11 protein-coding genes and 2 pseudogenes are annotated in these 17,068 nt (G+C 59.9%); 8 read left to right on the top strand and 5 right to left on the bottom strand.

What is annotated here, in order from left to right; translation table 11 throughout:
- Nucleotides 1-11 precede the first annotated feature (11 nt).
- Both APZ15_RS32910 and APZ15_RS32915 read left to right on the top strand, forming a co-directional pair.
- A complete protein-coding gene (locus APZ15_RS32910; RefSeq protein ID WP_049096768.1) occupies nt 12-1,391 on the top strand; it encodes an MATE family efflux transporter in 1,380 nt (459 codons plus the stop codon).
- Between the two features lie 54 nt (nt 1,392-1,445).
- The gene (locus APZ15_RS32915; protein WP_027792268.1) at nt 1,446-2,606 is read left to right on the top strand and encodes a thiolase family protein; all 1,161 of its coding nucleotides are present in this window, start codon (nt 1,446-1,448) and stop codon (nt 2,604-2,606) included.
- Nucleotides 2,607-2,682: 76 nt separating this feature from the next.
- Here APZ15_RS32915 and APZ15_RS40245 read toward each other — a convergent pair.
- A pseudogene (locus APZ15_RS40245) lies at nt 2,683-3,055 on the bottom strand (integrase core domain-containing protein); the annotation flags it as partial.
- Between the two features lie 18 nt (nt 3,056-3,073).
- On the opposite strand from APZ15_RS40245, the gene APZ15_RS32920 reads away from it, so the two are divergent.
- From APZ15_RS32920 to APZ15_RS40255, 4 genes are all read left to right on the top strand, one after another.
- Nucleotides 3,074-3,331 (top strand): paraquat-inducible protein A, encoded by a 258-nt coding sequence (locus tag APZ15_RS32920; protein WP_027792267.1) that lies wholly within the window; start codon nt 3,074-3,076, stop codon nt 3,329-3,331.
- 608 nt (nt 3,332-3,939) lie between these two features.
- Nucleotides 3,940-6,447 (top strand): type VI secretion system Vgr family protein, encoded by a 2,508-nt coding sequence (locus APZ15_RS32925; protein WP_027792266.1) that lies wholly within the window; start codon nt 3,940-3,942, stop codon nt 6,445-6,447.
- Nucleotides 6,448-6,507: 60 nt separating this feature from the next.
- The gene (locus tag APZ15_RS32930; protein ID WP_027792265.1) at nt 6,508-9,273 is read left to right on the top strand and encodes a glycoside hydrolase family 73 protein; all 2,766 of its coding nucleotides are present in this window, start codon (nt 6,508-6,510) and stop codon (nt 9,271-9,273) included.
- Nucleotides 9,274-10,200: 927 nt separating this feature from the next.
- Nucleotides 10,201-10,452, top strand: a complete 252-nt coding sequence (locus APZ15_RS40255; RefSeq protein WP_080981959.1) for a PAAR domain-containing protein — start codon at nt 10,201-10,203, stop codon at nt 10,450-10,452.
- 119 nt (nt 10,453-10,571) lie between these two features.
- On the opposite strand, the gene APZ15_RS41400 is transcribed toward APZ15_RS40255, so the two are convergent.
- A complete protein-coding gene (locus APZ15_RS41400) occupies nt 10,572-10,733 on the bottom strand; it encodes a hypothetical protein (protein ID WP_155253153.1) in 162 nt (53 codons plus the stop codon).
- A gap of 593 nt (nt 10,734-11,326) precedes the next feature.
- Between APZ15_RS41400 and APZ15_RS42415 the strand changes: the two are divergent.
- Nucleotides 11,327-11,605, top strand: a pseudogene (locus APZ15_RS42415) (DNA cytosine methyltransferase); the annotation flags it as partial.
- A 36-nt stretch (nt 11,606-11,641) separates the two neighbouring features.
- Here the strand turns inward: APZ15_RS42415 and APZ15_RS32935 are convergent.
- Nucleotides 11,642-12,760 (bottom strand): helix-turn-helix transcriptional regulator, encoded by a 1,119-nt coding sequence (locus tag APZ15_RS32935; RefSeq protein WP_027792264.1) that lies wholly within the window; start codon nt 12,758-12,760, stop codon nt 11,642-11,644.
- Between the two features lie 236 nt (nt 12,761-12,996).
- Here APZ15_RS32935 and APZ15_RS32940 point away from each other — a divergent pair, with 236 nt between their 5' ends.
- Nucleotides 12,997-15,078, top strand: coding sequence for a hypothetical protein (locus APZ15_RS32940; protein ID WP_027792263.1), 2,082 nt, complete (start codon nt 12,997-12,999; stop codon nt 15,076-15,078).
- Between the two features lie 364 nt (nt 15,079-15,442).
- Here the strand turns inward: APZ15_RS32940 and APZ15_RS32945 are convergent, their stop codons facing one another.
- Nucleotides 15,443-16,366: a LysR family transcriptional regulator gene (locus tag APZ15_RS32945; RefSeq protein ID WP_027792262.1), complete on the bottom strand. Its 924-nt coding sequence runs from the start codon at nt 16,364-16,366 to the stop codon at nt 15,443-15,445.
- A 123-nt stretch (nt 16,367-16,489) separates the two neighbouring features.
- Nucleotides 16,490-17,047, bottom strand: coding sequence for an ester cyclase (locus APZ15_RS32950; RefSeq protein WP_027792261.1), 558 nt, complete (start codon nt 17,045-17,047; stop codon nt 16,490-16,492).
- Nucleotides 17,048-17,068: the final 21 nt, after the last annotated feature.

Raw genomic sequence — 17,068 nt, forward strand, 5'->3', positions numbered from 1 at the left:
GGACGAAGCATATGGATCAGACTTCAAACAAGCCCGATGCCGGCGCGCTACGTCGCGCCCGCATTCTGGGCGGCCCCCTGTTTCGAACGCTGCTATCGCTCGGGGTGACCACCATGGCCGTATTGATCGCCCAGACATTCGTCGGCGTGCTGGAGACGTGGTACGTGAGTTTTCTCGGTACCGATTCGTTGGTCGGCGTGTCGCTTGTCTTCCCGATCTCGATGTTGATGACGATGATGTCCAACGGCGGCATCGGAGGTGGCGTTGCGTCCGCCGTGGCTCGAGCAATTGGCGGCGGCAAACGGCGCGATGCCGACGCGCTCGTCCTGCATGCGGTTGTCGTGGCCGTGGCACTCGGCTGCCTTTTCACGATATTGGCGTGGTGCTACGGTCCCGAGTTGTATGCCGCACTCGGCGGCCGGGGGCCGGGACTCGCCGCGGCGGTGACCTATTCAAACTACGTATTCGCCGGCGCCATACCAGTCTGGATCGTCAACTTGCTGTGCGCAGCCCTGCGAGGTAGCGGGAACGTCAAGATTCCCGCGATCACGACCTTCGCCGGTGCGCTGGTGCTGATTCCGCTTTCGCCTTTGCTGATTTTCGGCATAGGCCCCGTACCCGGCCTGGGCATTGCCGGTGCGGGTATTGCCGTCTCCCTCTATTACAGCATCGCCGCCGTCGCGCTCCTGATCTACATGGCCAGGGGGCACGCCGGATTGGTCCTGACACGCACGCCGCTGAATCTGCGATTCTTTTCGGACATTCTTCGGGTTGGTGCGCTCTCGTCGATAGGCGCACTGCAACTGAATCTGATGGTCGTATTGCTGACCGCGGTGGTCGGGCGTTTTGGCCAGGCTGCGCTGGCCGGCTACGGCATCGCCTCACGACTCGACTACGTCTTGATACCGCTGCTGTTCGGTCTAGGTACCGCCGTGCTGACCGTCGTCGGGACATGCATGGGAGCCGGCGACATCGCGCGGGCCAGACGAGCTACATGGCTCGGCATTGCGATGGGAGCCGGCTTCACGCAGATCATCGGGTTGGTCGTCGCCATCCATCCCCCCGTCTGGCTGGGCCTGTTCACGCATGACACGGCCACGACACACTTCGGGGGCCTCTATTTGAGGACCATCGCGCCACTCTACGGTCTGGTCGGTGTGTCTTTCATCCTCTCGTTTGCGGCCCAGGGTATCGGCCGTCCTTTCTGGACAATCCTGGGTGGAACGGCTCGCTTGTTCATTGCGGCCGGTGGTGGATGGCTGGCCGTCAATCAGCTGGGGGGCGGCATGGGCACGCTGTCCGCCTTCGTCGCGGCGGGGACGATCGGTTCAGCGCTGGTATGCGCGGCCACGATGGTGCCCAAACGTATCTGGACTCGGGTCGAGGTGTGACGGATCGCGCAACGACCCGCCGTTATCGATCGGCTATATCTGGAGAATGGTGAAATGAATCGTACCGTCATCGCTGGTTATGTGCGCACGCCTTTCGCATTTGCACGCAAGGGGCCCTTTCATGCAACGCGGCCGGATGATCTCGCCGCCGTCGCACTTGCCGAACTGGTCCGACGCAGCGGAATCGATCCGCACCTGATCGAGGATGTACTGATGGGGTGCGCCTATCCCGAGGGCGCTCAGGGCGACAACGTCGCACGTATCGCATCGCTGCTCGCGGGACTGCCCGTTCAAATCGGTGCCGCGACGGTCAATCGCTTTTGCGGCTCGTCGATGTATGCCATCCACATGGCGGCCGGACAGATAGCCATCGGTGCCGGCGAAGCATTCATCGCGGCCGGTGTCGAGAGCATGACGATGGTGCCGCAAGGCGGCTTGTCGGCATCTCCGAATCCGCGTTTCGCGTCGAGAGAACATCCCGATGCGGACATTCCGACCCAGGCGTACACGCCAATGGGCATCACTGCCGAAAACGTGGCGGCACGCTGGGCTATTTCGCGTGAGCAACAAGACGCGTTCGCCGTCGAGTCTCAGCGCAAGGCTTCGCGTGCGCAAGCCGAAGGTCGTCTGGACGATGAGCTCGTGCCGGTTATCACGCCCGATGGCACCGTGGTCGATCGCGATCTTTGTCTGCGTCCGCAGACTTCGCTCGAAGGGCTCGCCGCGCTGAAACCTGCGTTCGGGGAAGGCGGTACTGTAACGGCTGGTACTGCCTCGCCTTTGACGGATGGTGCCGTTGCCGTACTCGTCACGTCGGAAGCATTCGCACGACAGCATGGGCTCGACATGCTCGCCCGTGTACGGTCGACTGCAATTGCGGGCCTTGAACCCGAAATCATGGGAATGGGGCCGGTACACGCGACCCGCAAGGCACTTGCGCGTGCCGGCTTGCGCATCGAGGACATGGATGTGATCGAAATCAACGAAGCCTTTGCCTCGCAAGCGATCGCATGCATGCGCGAGCTCGGCATCCATCCCGATCGAACCAATATCGACGGCGGAGCAATCGCGCTTGGCCATCCGCTCGGCGCGACAGGCGCACGGATCACGGCCAAGGCGGCGACGCTACTGCGCCGTGTCAATGGTCGTTACGCGCTTGCCACGCAGTGTATCGGTGGCGGACAAGGGATCGCGACTGTTCTCGAAGCGTTGTAGTCAGTGCACGGAGGCTCGGCCGAAGAAATCATTGGGAAGGTGGAAACCGTGACCTGCGGCGGAATTTCGTAGCCAATCAGGCAGTGAGTCTCGTGTCGATATTATCGGAATCCAGCCAGCCTCGACGGACCATGGCGGGAGGTTGATAGCGATGCGCGCTACGGGGCCGGCGCTTGTTGTAGAACTGCCGCCAGCGTTCAATGTGCACCTTCGCCTCGGCGCGACTGCGGAGCCATTCCCGGTTCAGCAATTCGTCACGCAGCTTGCCATTGAAGCTCTCGAAGAACCCGTTTTGCCACGGACTGCCAGGCTCGACGAAGGCTGGACCGATCGCAGCGTCTCGCAACCAGCTGCATGATTTTGGCAGCGGTAAATCCGGCGCCGTTGTCAGACCGAACGAGCGCGGGCTTGCCGTACAGCCGCATCAGTCGCGATAGCGTCAGGATCACGGCCGCTGGTGGCCGCTCGTGTTCTGCACGACGATGCCGGAGCGGGCCGCATGGCAGTACCTGCTCGTGCCGTTGCGTGCGGGCCGCGTACTGAGCCACTTCGCGTCGGTGCTGCGCGGCATTCACCGATTGCGGTCATGGAGCATGGTCGAGGTGCTGATGCTCGGCGTGCTCATCACGATCGTCAAACTGAGGAGCCTCGCACACGTACTCGCCTGGCCTACCATCGGACCCGCGTCACGGCAGAGCGTCGCGAGCGCATGCGTGCCCGGCTGATCGAAAGTCGCCGATCAACGACTGACGGGGGGTGACCGCGCGGACGCGAAAGATAGCGAGGTTGAAAAACTATTTATAAAAATTATCGCGTATCGAGAGTGCGCTATGAAATTAAAATATGTAGAACAATGTTCGCGAATGCGGGCTATGCGTAGCGCCCTCGGTACCAAGTTACGACGTGCTGCACGTTACGAAAAGCCGATCAAACATTTCAAGCACGGCGAACGAATTATTCTGATTGCTGACTCAACGTCTATTTGACATTCAATGAATTAGGTCGCGACGTGGCCCCGGCTTGAGCACACAGCCCCCCCGCTGTCCTTGCCACTCCCACCATCCAGCACGTGAAAGAAATTTAACAATCGCTGACGGTCGCCCCACGCTAGAACGCGCAATTGTGACTACTTGTATTACCATACGAGCGCAAAATGACTTTCTAGTCGAAGCGATTGATAAAAGACCCGCGCGCGGTGCTTCTAATTAGCGACGGATCTGTATGGTTAATGAAAGAATAATCAATTGCGACGACACCGATTCTTACAAATTCAAATGCAGCTCTGAGAGGGCAATAATCGCTGCATTTATCTACCATCAGACGGGGTATCCGCATGAGTGGGCAAGTGTTGCTGAAGGCGCTACGCGGAGGGCACGCACAGTTCGATCGCATCATCAAGCTCGATACACCACTTGGTGAAGACTGGCTTGTGCCGCTGTACGTCAAGATCAGCGCCAGACTTGGACGCAATTTCGAAGTCGTTGTCGACGCTTCGTCGGTCATGGGCGACAAGATCAAGCTCAATGCGCTGATGCTGAAACCCGTCACACTCTGGATACAGCAGACCGACGGTGGTTACCTGCCGATTCATGGTTACGTGCAGCGGGCTCGTCGGCTGGGATACGACGGTTCTATCTCCTACTTTCAGCTCCAATTTTCTTCCTGGTTGAGCTTCTTGAAGCTCAGCAGCGATCGGCGCGACTGGCAGGAGGCCGGCGGCTGGCAGATCCTGACCGACGTGTTGAACAAGCATCCGCAGGCATCTGGCAATTACGGCCTCGAGTTGCGCGGGACGATCCGCTCGTATTCGCATCGCGTTCAGTGGGAAACCGACTGGAATTTCGTGCACCGGAGTCTCGAGGAAGTCGGGGTGTTCATGCGATTCGACTTCGCGAAAGACGGGAAGGCCCACAAGGTAGTCATGATGGACGACCTCTATTTCGGGCCGTCGCTGCCGAATGTGGAAATGAAGTTCAGTCATGCCGGCACGGATGAAGATTTCGACGGGCTCACCCAGTTGAGCGAGCAGCAAGATGCGCAAAGTGACACTCTCACGATCGGCACGGCCGACTACAAGCGCCCCAACCTCGATCAGCAGGTCAGCACGCCAGCCGCGGATCTGGAGAATTTGCCAGGTCAAGGTGAGGACTATCTCTATACCGGGTCTCAGACCTGGGCGGGATCCGACGTCGGAGAACAGCAGGCCCGCATTCGCACCGAGGAATGGGCATCTCGGTCGAAGCGCTATTTCGCAACCGGCAGCCCACGTTACGCCCTTCCCGGTTACTGGTTCAAGGTGTCGGGGCATCCCGTCCTCGACACCCTGCCGGAAGACGAGCGCGAACTTTCGGTCATCGCAAGCGACTGGCTGATTCAGAACAACTTACCGGGCATAGACACGCTCACGCGGTTTCCGCGAAGCCTGCGTAGCGAAATCGAGCAGGTTCAAGCGGGCGGGACCGGTGCCACGGTGAGCCATCGTGATGGCAGCGTCGGATTCTTCCATGTCGAGATCGAGGCGCAACGGCGCAAGACACCGTTCCGTAGTCCATTCGAGCACCAAAAGCCCGAAATGCACCTGCAGACGGCCATCGTAGTGACGGACAGTGAAGAGGAGATCGTCACTGACGATGGCAACCGCGTGCGGGTCCGAACGTCGAACAGCCGGAACGATCGCAATACGAAGTCGACGACATGGATCCGCGCGGCGATGCCGGACGCTGGCGCGAAGCGCGGCGGCTACTTCCCGTTGCGCAAAGATGACCAAGTGCTCCTGGGGTTCGTGAATGGCGATTGCGATAGGCCGGTAATCATATCGAGGCTGCACGGTGGCGCGACGATGCCCGTATGGCATACGCACGGCCTGCTGTCGGGCTTTCGGTCTCGTGAATACGGTGGCGATGGTTTCAACCAGCTCGTCATGGATGACTCGAGCGGCCAGAACCGGGTTCACCTTTACTCATCGAGTTACAGCTCCCACCTACATCTTGGCTACCTGATCGAGCAATCCGACAACACACGTGGTGCGTTCCTCGGCAACGGCTTCGACCTGAAGTCGGGCGCGCACGGTGCGGTGCGCGCTGAACAGGGGCTGTATGTGTCGACACAGCCGGCCACCGCTCAGCCGCTGAACGTGACGGCTGCAACCGAGCCCCTTGCGGGCGCGGAGGCAGTGTTCGAAACCGTGTCGAAGGCCAGCGAAACAAATCGTGCCGAGAGCCTGCAAGACGGCCAGGCTGCACTGAAGTCGTTCACCGATGCGACGCAGCGTGCAGTCGCAGGCTCGACCAGCGGCGGCCGCACGGCCGGCGGCGGCACCGGGAGCGTGAACGGTTTCGCGAAGCCCGTGATGTTGCTGTCTAGCCCCGAAGGCATTGCAGCGTCGACGCAGCAATCAGTGCATGTCACGGCGAACCAGCACGCGAACGTTGTTGCCGGCCAAAACGTCAACCTGGCGGCCGGCAAGTCGTTGTTGGTAAGTGTGCTCGACAAGATCAGTGTGTTCGCTCAGAACCTCGGCATCAAGATTTTTGCAGCGAAGGGCTCTGTAGACATTCAGGCGCAAAGCAGCACGGCCTCGCTGGTGGCCCTGCAGGATGTGAAGATCGAGAGCGCTGACGGCCGGTTGATTCTGACGGCAGCGAAGGAAGTCTGGATCGGCGCCGGCGGCTCATATATCAGCATCAAAGGTGGTCTGATCGAGAACGTGACGACCGGGCAAATTCTAGAAAAATGCGGAAGTTGGGATAAATCCGGCGGTGAAAGCGGGACGATTCGCGATCCCTTGCAAGCGACGCCGGTATCGACTGACGGCGGTCGCGGCTCGTTGTTCTCCGGCTGATGTTCGGCCTGAGAACGGCGCGTTTCCGCAAGAAGAGAGAACTGAGAGATCTCAAGAAACATGGACACAAATCATCCCTCGAAGTCGGCCGCCCCGGCCAAGCCGGCGAGTACGCCCGCCGCGCCTAGCGCAACCGTGCCCAAGCCTTTCACTCCGCTGAAATGGGCATTTCCATTTACGCCTGCGGGTAAGGAAGATCCAGACGATCCAATGACCTACATGAAGGCGCTGGCGACCGCTGAAGACGGCTACTACCCGCTTGGTGCAAACGGTATGTGGCACGGCGGTATCCATTTCGACCAGAATACAGGTGTGTCACTGAAGCAAGACGACGGCGTCCGCGCAATCGCTGACGGTGAAGTGGTCGCATACCGGCTCGACAGCAAGTATCCTGAACAAGAGTACCAGGACGGTCGACATGCACTGTACTCGACCGGCTTCGTACTGATTCGCCATCGCTTGCAAATTCCGCCCGCGCCCCCGCCACCCGCGCCCGCAAAAGCGGACACCGCAAAGAGCGCTCCAGCTCATCCCGCATCGCAAGCCAAGGCGGCGGCGGCAGCCAGATCCGCACCAACGACGGCATCAGGAACAGCAGCGGTACCGGCACCGGCTTCAAGCAAACCGGCTCCAGACGAGACGTTGACGTTCTTTAGCCTGTACATGCACACGATGGACCACGACGGCTACGTGGCCGCAGCGAAACAAGCGAAGGCAAGCAAAGTCGACCACTCCCAGCCGAACATCGAGCCGATGTCGTATTGGGAAGGCGACCGCTACTATCGGGTGGGTGACAAGGCGAAAGGTAAGCAGACTGTACCGCATCCGAAAGTGCCATTGCCTTCGCGCGATATTCTCGGCGACTTCATCAAGAACGACTTCAAACTCCCACCGGAAGACGAAGCTCCCAAAGATACCAAGCCCCTGCCTCCACCGATCACTGGTGTCAACATTTACGACCTCCCGAACGGAAAGATCATCGGCATCTTGCCGACCGGAGCCGAGCTTACGATCTCGAACACGGACGAGAAGGCCAAGGCCAAACCAGGTTGGGCGAAAATCCTGGCGATCAAATCAGGGAAGCCCGGTGCAACAGTCGTCGGCGAGCCGGTTTCACCGCATGCGCCATATGGCTATGTGATCGAGAATGAGTTGGATCTCATTGTCGATCCCAAGCCACTTGATACGGTCGTCGTCCTAAAGACGCCTCATCGAATCAACGCCGGGGATGTTGTTGGTCATCTCGGGCACTATCTGCGCTACCCCGACGCGAAACTACTGCCGGCGAAGCCGACTCGTTCTCAGCTTCATCTTGAAGTGTTCGCTGGCCCCGAACTCGAGAAGTTCATCAAAAAAAGTCAGGCTCGTGCCAAGGAGCGTCCCCCTGAGAACGCCTTTTTGGAAATCTCGCCAGGCGCGCTACTGGTCACCGACCTACCGGAGCCGGAGCAGAAATTGCAACCGGGTCTGAAACTCGTCCCCCTCGACAGCAGCGCCAAGGCCAAGTGGATCAAAGTGCAACCGAAAACGGTCACGATGCCCGCGAATGCGGGACACCATGCAAAGCCGACTCTGACCAATTCGGGCTCGCCGGTGTGGGTCGATGGTAGCTTCGCGGGCACCACGACAACCGGGATCATTCCGGCGTGGAAGGACTTCCCCCTGAGCTTCTCGAATGCGCGAGGGCCGGGCTCAGACTTCCGCAACGTCTTCCGGCGAGCCGACCTTGAGAAAAGCGGTGCCGACAAAATCGCAAAGGACGACAAGGGGCGGTTTTGGTACTACGTCGAACTCGGTGCTAAGGACGGCAGCAAGCGGGCGGGCTGGGTTTGCGAGCAAAATCTTCCCCTCGTGCGAATGTGTGGCCCTTGGGATTGGCCTGGCTTCGAACTGGCCGACAACACCAGCATCTTGCCGATCGACATGCTCAAGCGTTACATCTACGTCACCGAGCAGCTTCTGGCGGATGAAAACAAGACCGAATTCGAGACAAGTGCAACGAAGGTCAATGCGAGTTCGCTGATCGCGAAGCTTGAGAAGGCGATCGATGCGAATCAAGATGGGAAGGTCACTGCGCAGGAGTTGAAACATGCGCAGGAAACGCAGTGGACGGCGGAAGCCCTATCCCACCTTGTGGTACGGTGTGAAAGTGAATGGGGTGGTGGCTTGGGCAAGTGGGAAGCATTGTCCCCGCTGATGAAGAAGTTGCTGTGGTTGTGGAAAGCGGAGCTCGAGCGGATCGGTAAATTGCAGTGGTGGGAGCAAGTCGCCAGCGTGGAGGGGTTTCCCAAGGAGCCCAATCCGTGGCATTTTCATCCGATCGGAATCGTCGGAAATTTTGCGACCCGGCGCCCTTCTGCGATCGGGACAGCGGCCTTCCCCGCGGAGGTCATCGAAGCGGCTCAAGCAAGCCAATCTAAATGGGGAATTCCAGCATCTATTTCGCTTGCCCAATGGGCGCTTGAAAGTGGTTTCGGGAAAAGAATGCCGCACGGAAGTAACAATCCATTTGGAATCAAGGCGAATAAGCATGATCTCGAAACGGGAAACTATGTCAATGCAATGACGTCTGAGTTTGTCAACGGGAAGGAAATTAGAATACCTCAACCATTTAAAAAATTCCCAACCTGGAAGGAGGCATTCGATTTCCATGCTGAACTCCTCGCCACTCGAAAACCGTACGCAGAGGCTCGGGCCCATCTTCCAGATCCATTTGGATTTGCGAGAGGCCTTGATGGTCACTACGCGACAGACCCAATTTACAGCAAGAAGCTAATTGGCAGGATGATCGAGCCGTACAACCTAACTCAATACGATCTAAAGTAAAGATTGATATGAATGTTAATTTTATTGTCAAGAGATCAACCTTGATTGGTGTGACAATATTTGCTCTTTCTGGGTATTGTCCTATTGCACTTTCGGCCGTCGACTGCGGAAAATTAAACGCCAGCGCCTCCCAAGACGGTGATTTTATAATGGGTGATAGGGCTGGTAGGGTGGTAGTCGGACACGGGCGGCTCCAGTTCTATTCTGCCCCGGATTATTCATGCAAAATGCAAGGAGTCTTTATTTTGCCGAGCGAGCAGGTTGATGCATATTCCAACTACAATGGATTCACTCGGGTAATATACTTGGGCGCAAAGCAGGGTGGGCCAACGATAGGATGGGTGAGGAAAAGCCGGCTAAGGGCGAATGGTGTCGGAATAGCTCCGCCTCAGCCAATTATTAAGCCGAAAGGTGCTAAATGAAGAATCCCATCCGTGTGAGTGACGGTGCTGGCTACGACGACAAAATTGACCAATGTTCGTCGCTTCTACAATTTTTATTGCGCGAAAATGTAATGTGAAAGTAAAGAATCCTTCATTTATAATTGTTGCGTTTCTTATGGAATTCTCATACGTCAGCTTGGCTGCGACGCACAATTGTCAACAAGAGTTGCGAAATCTTGGTGTGTCGGCTATCGCAAGCTTCCCTATGCCTAAAAGCAAGATGCAGGTTGAGCTTCAGGAAATGTCGGACGACGACGGCAACCCCTCCACAGCTGCATATGGTGTGCAAATCTCGGTTCCCGCAGATAGCCCAGACAATGCTAACGGAAAGTTGCGATCGGATGGGTTAATTTAAATATAGGCAAGATGAAGGCATTTGACGTGTCTCGAGATGATGACCATCCGCAATAATTGCATTTAAATAAGAAAAAATACTCGGACTTCGTCAAAAACTGCATCAATTAGGGAGACTGAAATCAAGGCGATGATAAACCTTATTCGCATCGGCGATGCTACAGACCACGGCGGCAAAGTCGAAACTGGCTCAACGACAATGCGCTTCGACGGCCGCTATGTCGCTCGCAAGGGTGATCATGTGTCGTGTCCTCAGCACCCTGATGTCTCGCCCAATGTCATCGAGGAAGGCGATTCTTTGTTGACGGATGGCGGTATCCCGATTGCCCGGCACGGGCATCGGGCGACATGTGGGTGCCATCTAATCTCAAGCCTTGTCTGAATGCCTGACGCACTTGCGGCGATCCCGCCCGCGACGCGTGCGTCCTACATCGATCGCCATGATCAGCATGTCGCGAGAGTCAGCGCGGGTCAACTGACGGGACGACGGCACGTTTTCATCTACAACGGAAACTCGCTGGCCACCAGGATCTCGGCGCGTAGCTCGCGCTTGCGGGCTTCGTCGATAAAGCGAAAGAGCACGACCAACTGGAGCAGAACAGCGAGTCCGTGCGCCGAGCCGCGGCGCACGTGCGACGCCTCGAACGCCGCGTGATACTCCAACGCCAGCTTTCGGCTTGCCGATTTGGCATCGGAAGCAATCGGGTTTTGGCAAGCTTCGCGAGCGCGACATACCTGTGTCGTTCTACTAATGGTATTCGTCGGGTGGACATCGTAATTTCTTGCCTAGCCCTCAATGGGCCTTCAGCAACTTCCTGTAGGCGTGGAGAATCAACGCAATCTTTCTTCCCAATCTCGGCCAATGTGCGACATGCATCTCGACTGATCGAGTCGGTATCGGTTCATCGACGCCCCCGGTCGGCGTTTGCTTGGGTGGCTCGATGCGTGGCACCTTGATGATGAGGCTTCCCCGTTCTCGAATGAGCATCGATTCGTCTCTGATGTCACACGATCACGCGAACGCATAGCGCAACCGCGTGTCCAGTACTGTGGCCTTGCGGCCACGAGAAGGGGCGCTCGCCGCGCGGCGAGCGCGTGCTGCCTCGCGTATCCGCATACCTCCAGCCCCTGAGCTCGTCGTCCCGAACGCGACCGTGGCCCTTCCGCGTTCCCATTCAAGGATCTGCTTCGCCGGCTGCGGCACCCGTTCGGTATTCGCCCTGCGGGCTGCGGCGCTCCGCGCGCGGCTTTGAACGTGGGGCGAAGCGGCCGCCACAGACATCCATGTCGCTGCCGGCAACCAGCATCCGCACTGCGTGTTCATTTTCTCGCCGTGCAAGGGCGTATCTGGCAGACGTGTGAAGCACGGAAGGAAGGCCCGGTGGAACTCATCGTGTTCGAGAACGTGCCACGGCTGGCGACGCGGGCGCCACCTGCTCGACCAGATTGGGCAGATCCTGCGCCACTACGACTACGCCGTGAACGAGGCGACACACGACTGCGGCGAGATCGGCGGTCTCGCGCAGAGCCGGAAAGCGACTTATCCTCATCCGGCGAGCGGTTTCGAAGCATCAATCACCGCGCGAATGCTGAGGTAGCACCCAGAGCATCCGTCCCACTGCCTCAGCCTGGTTCCGGGTGTGCGTCTTCTCGTAAATCGCGCGCAATTGAGTGCGAATGGTCGCGAGCGACACGCCCGCGCTGGCCGCGCATTCGTCCGGCGTCTTGCCACCGATCAACGCTTCGGCGACGGCGGCTTCCGCGCTCGACAAGCCGAACGCCTGTCGTAGCTGTTGCGCGGCGACGAGCGGCGCCCCGCTACGTTGCCTGGCCGTGACCAGCAGCGTCGCATCGCCGAGAACGGCATGCCGCCCGTGTCCGGACAAGGCGGCGATGCTCAGAAAGACTTCGTGCGCGGCGTTCACGGTGCTGGACAAGGCCAGACTCTCGCTTTTGCGGGTTTTCGCGACACGCCCCAGCGCCGCCTTGAGCGCGTCATTCTGAGGCGCACTTACCGCGCCAAGATGACCGTTCTCGAGCCTGATCCAGGTGGCCGCGCGGAGCATCGCTTCGGCCGCCCTGTTGACGAACACGATGCGTGCATGCCGGTCCAGCGCGAAGACGGACAAGCCCAGTTCCTCCATCAGTTCGGTACCGAGTGCCGCATCGTGATGCAGTACCCTGGCGTCCTGCCACAGGTTGATCGAACGTTGCAGATGCCCGGCCATGCCGGTCAGCGTCGCACGCTCTTCCGGTGAATAGGGCGGGCGCCCGTGTGCGCGCAACAGCCCGAGCAAGATGTTGTCGCTACCGGGGCGGGCGAACCGAATGCCCATCAGATAGCGAATGCCCGACGGAATCTGATAGTCCTGGAAGAATTCGCTGCGTTCGATATCGCGCTCGGTCAGGTAATCCTGGCAGCAAACGAATTCGCCTAGCGGTGCATTCTCCACGAAGCCTCGGCGTGGATCGAGCGCGCCGTAATACTGGTCGTAGAGCGCGACGATCTCGTCGAATTCCGCGCGCGGTGAATAAATCGAGAATTTCGGCGCATTGCGTGCGACGTCCCAACTGAACATGTGAAATACATTTGCACCGAGGCTTTCGGATACCCGGTGAAAGACTTCGAGAAAACCATCCGGATGCAGCGCGGCCTCGTAGAGGTCCCCGATGAGTTGGTCACGGTGCATGCTCCCCCCGTCGCTTCGCGATCTTCGTATGTTGATTTTGTCTGACGATATTGCTTCGAATACCGAATGTTTTCAGGCTAACACAGGTTATTTGCATGCAGTGCCATGTTATTTCCTGATTTTCATCCACCTGAATGATGATCAAAAAAAATGGCTTTGCGAGAATCCCGGCCATTCAGCGTGCATGAGCAGTGCAAATGGCACGTATCAACCAGCAGGCTCTCGGGGAAAAAACAATGAAGCTCACACCTGTCGTATCCGGTATTGCAGTGCTCGTCCTGTCGGCTTGCGGCGGCGGTAGCAGTTCGTCCTCGTCGCCTGCCGAACCAACAGCACAGACGGTCAGCGGGGTCGCGGCCGCCGGCGCGGCGATGCAGGGCTCCACCGTGAAGCTGGTCGATGCCACCGGCAAAGCGGTGGACTGCCCGGCCGATGCGTCGACCGGCGCGTTTCATTGCACCGTAACGGGCTTGAGCGCGCCGTTCGCATTGTCCGCGTACGGCAACGTCGCCGATTCGCAAGCCACGCTGATCGCGCTCAGCGCGAAAGCCGGCACGCAGACCATCAACATCACGCCGATCACGAATGCAATCGCCGCCACGATCATCGGCGACAACCCGACGAAGCTGCTCGCCGACACCGGCTTGCTGCAGAGCAAAGTCACCGCGCAGGCAGTTGCGAGCACCGTGCAAGCTTATTCGTCTGCGCTATCGGACCTGCTGGCCGCGACCGGCAATACGGGTGTCGACCTGATTTCCGGCCCGCTGACCGCCGGCGCACCGGGCCTCGACCGGCTGCTCGACCAGGTGAAGGTCAACGTGCTGCCGGATGGCGGTGTCCAGATCAGCTCGGTGGCAGGCGCGTCCAGCGATACGCCGGTACAGCTTCAGCTAGCAGCTGGTGTCGCGCCGCAGGCCGGCGACAAGGCGAGCCTGCCGGCCGCCGCGACCATCAACGGTGCGGTAGTGTCGAATTTGCCGAGCGCCAGCGATCTGGCCGCATTGCAGACCGCACTCAACCAGTGCTTCGCCGGCTCGACCGGCACCGCGCGAACGGGCGGCAGCGTAGCGGCGTGCGGCCGGATCTTCGTGGACGACGTCGCATCGAGTGCGCTGAACGCCGGCGTGCCGGCTGCATATCTCAACAACGGGATGTCGGCCGACCAGGAGTTCGGTGCAGTGGCCGGCAGAACGCCGGGGATCGTCGCCGACGATGCAATGAACAACGCCAGCTTCAGCTTGCCGGAAGTCATCCGCGTCGTTGCCGGTGACACGATGTGGGTCAAGCTCGCGTGGACGCGCAGTGACGGCATTCGCGATGGCATGCAGCAGCATGTGCAACTGGCGGTGCGGGCGGGCAGTCTCGCGAGCGGCGACAACGGCTGGCGCGTGGTCGGCAATCAGCGCGCGGTATTGAGCAAGGTGAACGCGAACGCGCAAAAATGGGACTGGCTGAATCCGGCCAACCCGTCGACGGGAACCAATGCATTCGTCGATTCGCTCAACCTCCAGGTGGGCGCTGTCGATGCGACCGGTACCGCCGTGGACTTCGCGATCGTGAACGGCCCCGGCTTGCGCAACGGCGTGTTCCTGCAGCCGTCGAGCGGCACCTGCGACACCTTGAACATCCGGGCGCAGATCGCGAGCGGGCAGACGCCGGCGCAGCTTGCCGCACTAGCGAAGAATGCGCTGTGCCGCAACAATTTCCGCCTCGCCGGCGTCGCGCAGGATCCGGCCACCCAGGGCCAGTTCACATGGCCCGGCGACGCGCCGCGCAACAATACCGCGTGGGCGAAACCGCAACTGAGTGCCGCCGAGCTGGCCGACATCAAGCCGTTCAGCGCCTATACGATCGACGTATATCAGAACGGCAACACGTCGACACCAGCCAAACACTACACGGTTCGGTTGCGTACGCCGTCGCCGCTTCCCGAAGCGTTGCGCCAGTACGCGTGGCACGAGCTGGCGCAATCCACGCGCGACAAGCTGACGCCGGGCACTGCCGATACATTCGTGGGCGGCACGACCTTTCCGCTGGCCTGGACGTCGAAAGCCGGACTGCCGTTCGTCAAGCGCGGCAACGTGCAGATTCGCGCAACCGCGGCCGGGCAGACGGCGGCGACGTTCGTCAATGGTTCGGCATCGGCGTTGCCGGTCCAGCCGGGCGCTGCGGTGACGCTCAACGTGCCGGGCGACCAGGGCGTGGCGTTTCCGTCGGTCGCCGGCTGGACCGGCAGCACGGACTTCTCGTTCGTGAATTTGAACTGGTCCGATCCGGTCGACACGCTCTTTACCGAGTCCTTCGAGTACGACCGGTAACGGGAGGCTCAAAATCGGCGCTCGCTGACAGTCCCGTGCATGCCGGATCACCTTGGTCGTGTCCGGCTGCGAGGAAAGCGGCGAGCGTCGCGTCGAACCCGGCTCCGTGTCGTCGCGTAGCGGGATCGCCTCTTCCCGAGCCGTACGAAGACGGCGAGCGGACATTCCGCGACGCGATGCCTCGCGCCCGGCCGACACGTGATGGGTCCAGGTCACCCTGGGCAGGCGACGAGCATTCGCGGCATTTCCGGCACGACAGAAACGACTCGAAACCATGAGTGACGCCGACCTCCCCGCGACTCGCTCACTGGCCATAATGATCTGCGCGGATACAGGCCAAATCGTTAGCCGCCGATAAAGCGAGCTATCGCAGAAACGGCGCCAACGCTTCTGAAGCTTCGGAGAACTGCTTTTCGAGGAAGTCGAGCAGTGTGCGCACGCGCGGTGCCATATAAAGCGTGCGTTGAAAGAGTGCGTTCACCGGCACGTCCGGGCAACGCCACTCCGGCAGGAGCAGCTTCAGCCGCCCGGCCTGCAGATCTGCGCCGATGTCCCAGATCGACTTCATGGCCACGCCGCGACCCTCTATCGCCCATTCGCGGGCAAGCGAACCGTCGTTCGTTTGACGTGAACTGTCGAGCGGTGCCGTGAACAATGCTGTCTCGCCATCGCGCGCGAAACGCCAGTTGTTCGCCGCGCCCGCTGCCGAAGAAAGTACGATGAACCGATGTTCGCGCAAATCGTCGGGATGGCTCGGCATACCGTGCGCGGCAATGTAGTCGGGCGACGCACATAGTGCACGGCGATTGTCGGCCATGCGCTTGGCGACCATCGAACTGTCGGCCGGCACGCCGAAGCGGATCGCGAGATCGATGTCGTCCTGCAGCAAATGTGACAGCGAATCGGACAGGACCAGCGTCAGCGTGACGTTCGGGTGGCGTTCGTTGAATTCGTCGAGCCATCGACGTAGCACGGTGCGTCCGAAATCGGAGGTAGCCGACACGCGCAACGCCCCACTCACCGACGCCCGTCCGGCCTGCAATGCAGCGCGCGCATCTTCCAGGGTTTGCAGCGCATGCTGGCAATGTACGAGGTACAGGCGACCTTCGTCGGTGAGGCGCAGCTTGCGGGTCGACCGCTCGAACAGCTGAGTATGGAGTTCTCCCTCGAGCTTCACGAGCCGGGCGCTCGCCGCGGCGGGAGAGAGGCCGAGCTTTCTGCCGGCAGCCGAAAGACTGCCTTGGCTTGCCGTTTCAACGAAGAGGCGAATATCACCGAGATTGTCCATGATCGCGTCACGCGAAAATAATGATGGGTTGTGCCGCGCGATACCCCGCGTGGGCCCCGGCATGGTAACGCGATGCAGATCGAATCAGGAAAGGCCGACCGGCGGGATCGGCCTCATGCCCGTTTACCCGGCGACCACGCCGAGTTGCTGGAGGAACGTCAGATTGTCCTCGAGATGCCAGTTGTCGGTGATCTTGCCGTCGCGAACGCGATAGATGTCCGTCGCGATGAAGTCGACCACCTGCCCCTTTCCCTGCACGCCGTTGAAGCTGCCCGTGAAGTGACCGGTGAAGTGCAGATGGGTGATGACGCGGTCGCCTGCGACGATCATCTGTTCAACGTCGGCGTGAACGTCCGGCACGGCGCCATGGAAACCCTTCGATGCCGCGAGTGGCCCCGCGATGCCCTGCGGCCGGCCGGCGGGCAACGTGCGGTCGGTGAAATCGGCCGCCAGCGCCTCTCGAGCCTGGGCCTCGTCACCCGTGCTCCAGAAGGTATCGTAAAGGCGTGCCGCACGGATCTGTTGCTCGGCCTGATGCTTCGACAGACTCTTGTCGACAATCAGCGTTTTCGGTTGCACGAGATTGTCGTCGGTGGCGGAAACGGCCGGCAATGCGGCAGCAGCTGTGGCGGCGGCCAACGCGATGCGGGAAACGACGGAAACGACGGTGCTGGTTTTCATGTCAGGCTCTTTTGCGGTGTG

It is taken from the genome of Burkholderia cepacia ATCC 25416 (assembly GCF_001411495.1).
Lineage (GTDB): Bacteria > Pseudomonadota > Gammaproteobacteria > Burkholderiales > Burkholderiaceae > Burkholderia > Burkholderia cepacia.

Coding starts and splice junctions, on each gene's coding strand:
- APZ15_RS32910 (WP_049096768.1), top strand. CDS start 12: ATGGATCAGACTTCAAACAAGCCCGATGCCGGCGCGCTACGTCGCGCC.
- APZ15_RS32915 (WP_027792268.1), top strand. CDS start 1,446: ATGAATCGTACCGTCATCGCTGGTTATGTGCGCACGCCTTTCGCATTT.
- APZ15_RS32925 (WP_027792266.1), top strand. CDS start 3,940: ATGAGTGGGCAAGTGTTGCTGAAGGCGCTACGCGGAGGGCACGCACAG.
- APZ15_RS32930 (WP_027792265.1), top strand. CDS start 6,508: ATGGACACAAATCATCCCTCGAAGTCGGCCGCCCCGGCCAAGCCGGCG.
- APZ15_RS40255 (WP_080981959.1), top strand. CDS start 10,201: ATGATAAACCTTATTCGCATCGGCGATGCTACAGACCACGGCGGCAAA.
- APZ15_RS32935 (WP_027792264.1), bottom strand. CDS start 12,760: ATGCACCGTGACCAACTCATCGGGGACCTCTACGAGGCCGCGCTGCAT.
- APZ15_RS32940 (WP_027792263.1), top strand. CDS start 12,997: ATGAAGCTCACACCTGTCGTATCCGGTATTGCAGTGCTCGTCCTGTCG.
- APZ15_RS32945 (WP_027792262.1), bottom strand. CDS start 16,366: ATGGACAATCTCGGTGATATTCGCCTCTTCGTTGAAACGGCAAGCCAA.
- APZ15_RS32950 (WP_027792261.1), bottom strand. CDS start 17,047: ATGAAAACCAGCACCGTCGTTTCCGTCGTTTCCCGCATCGCGTTGGCC.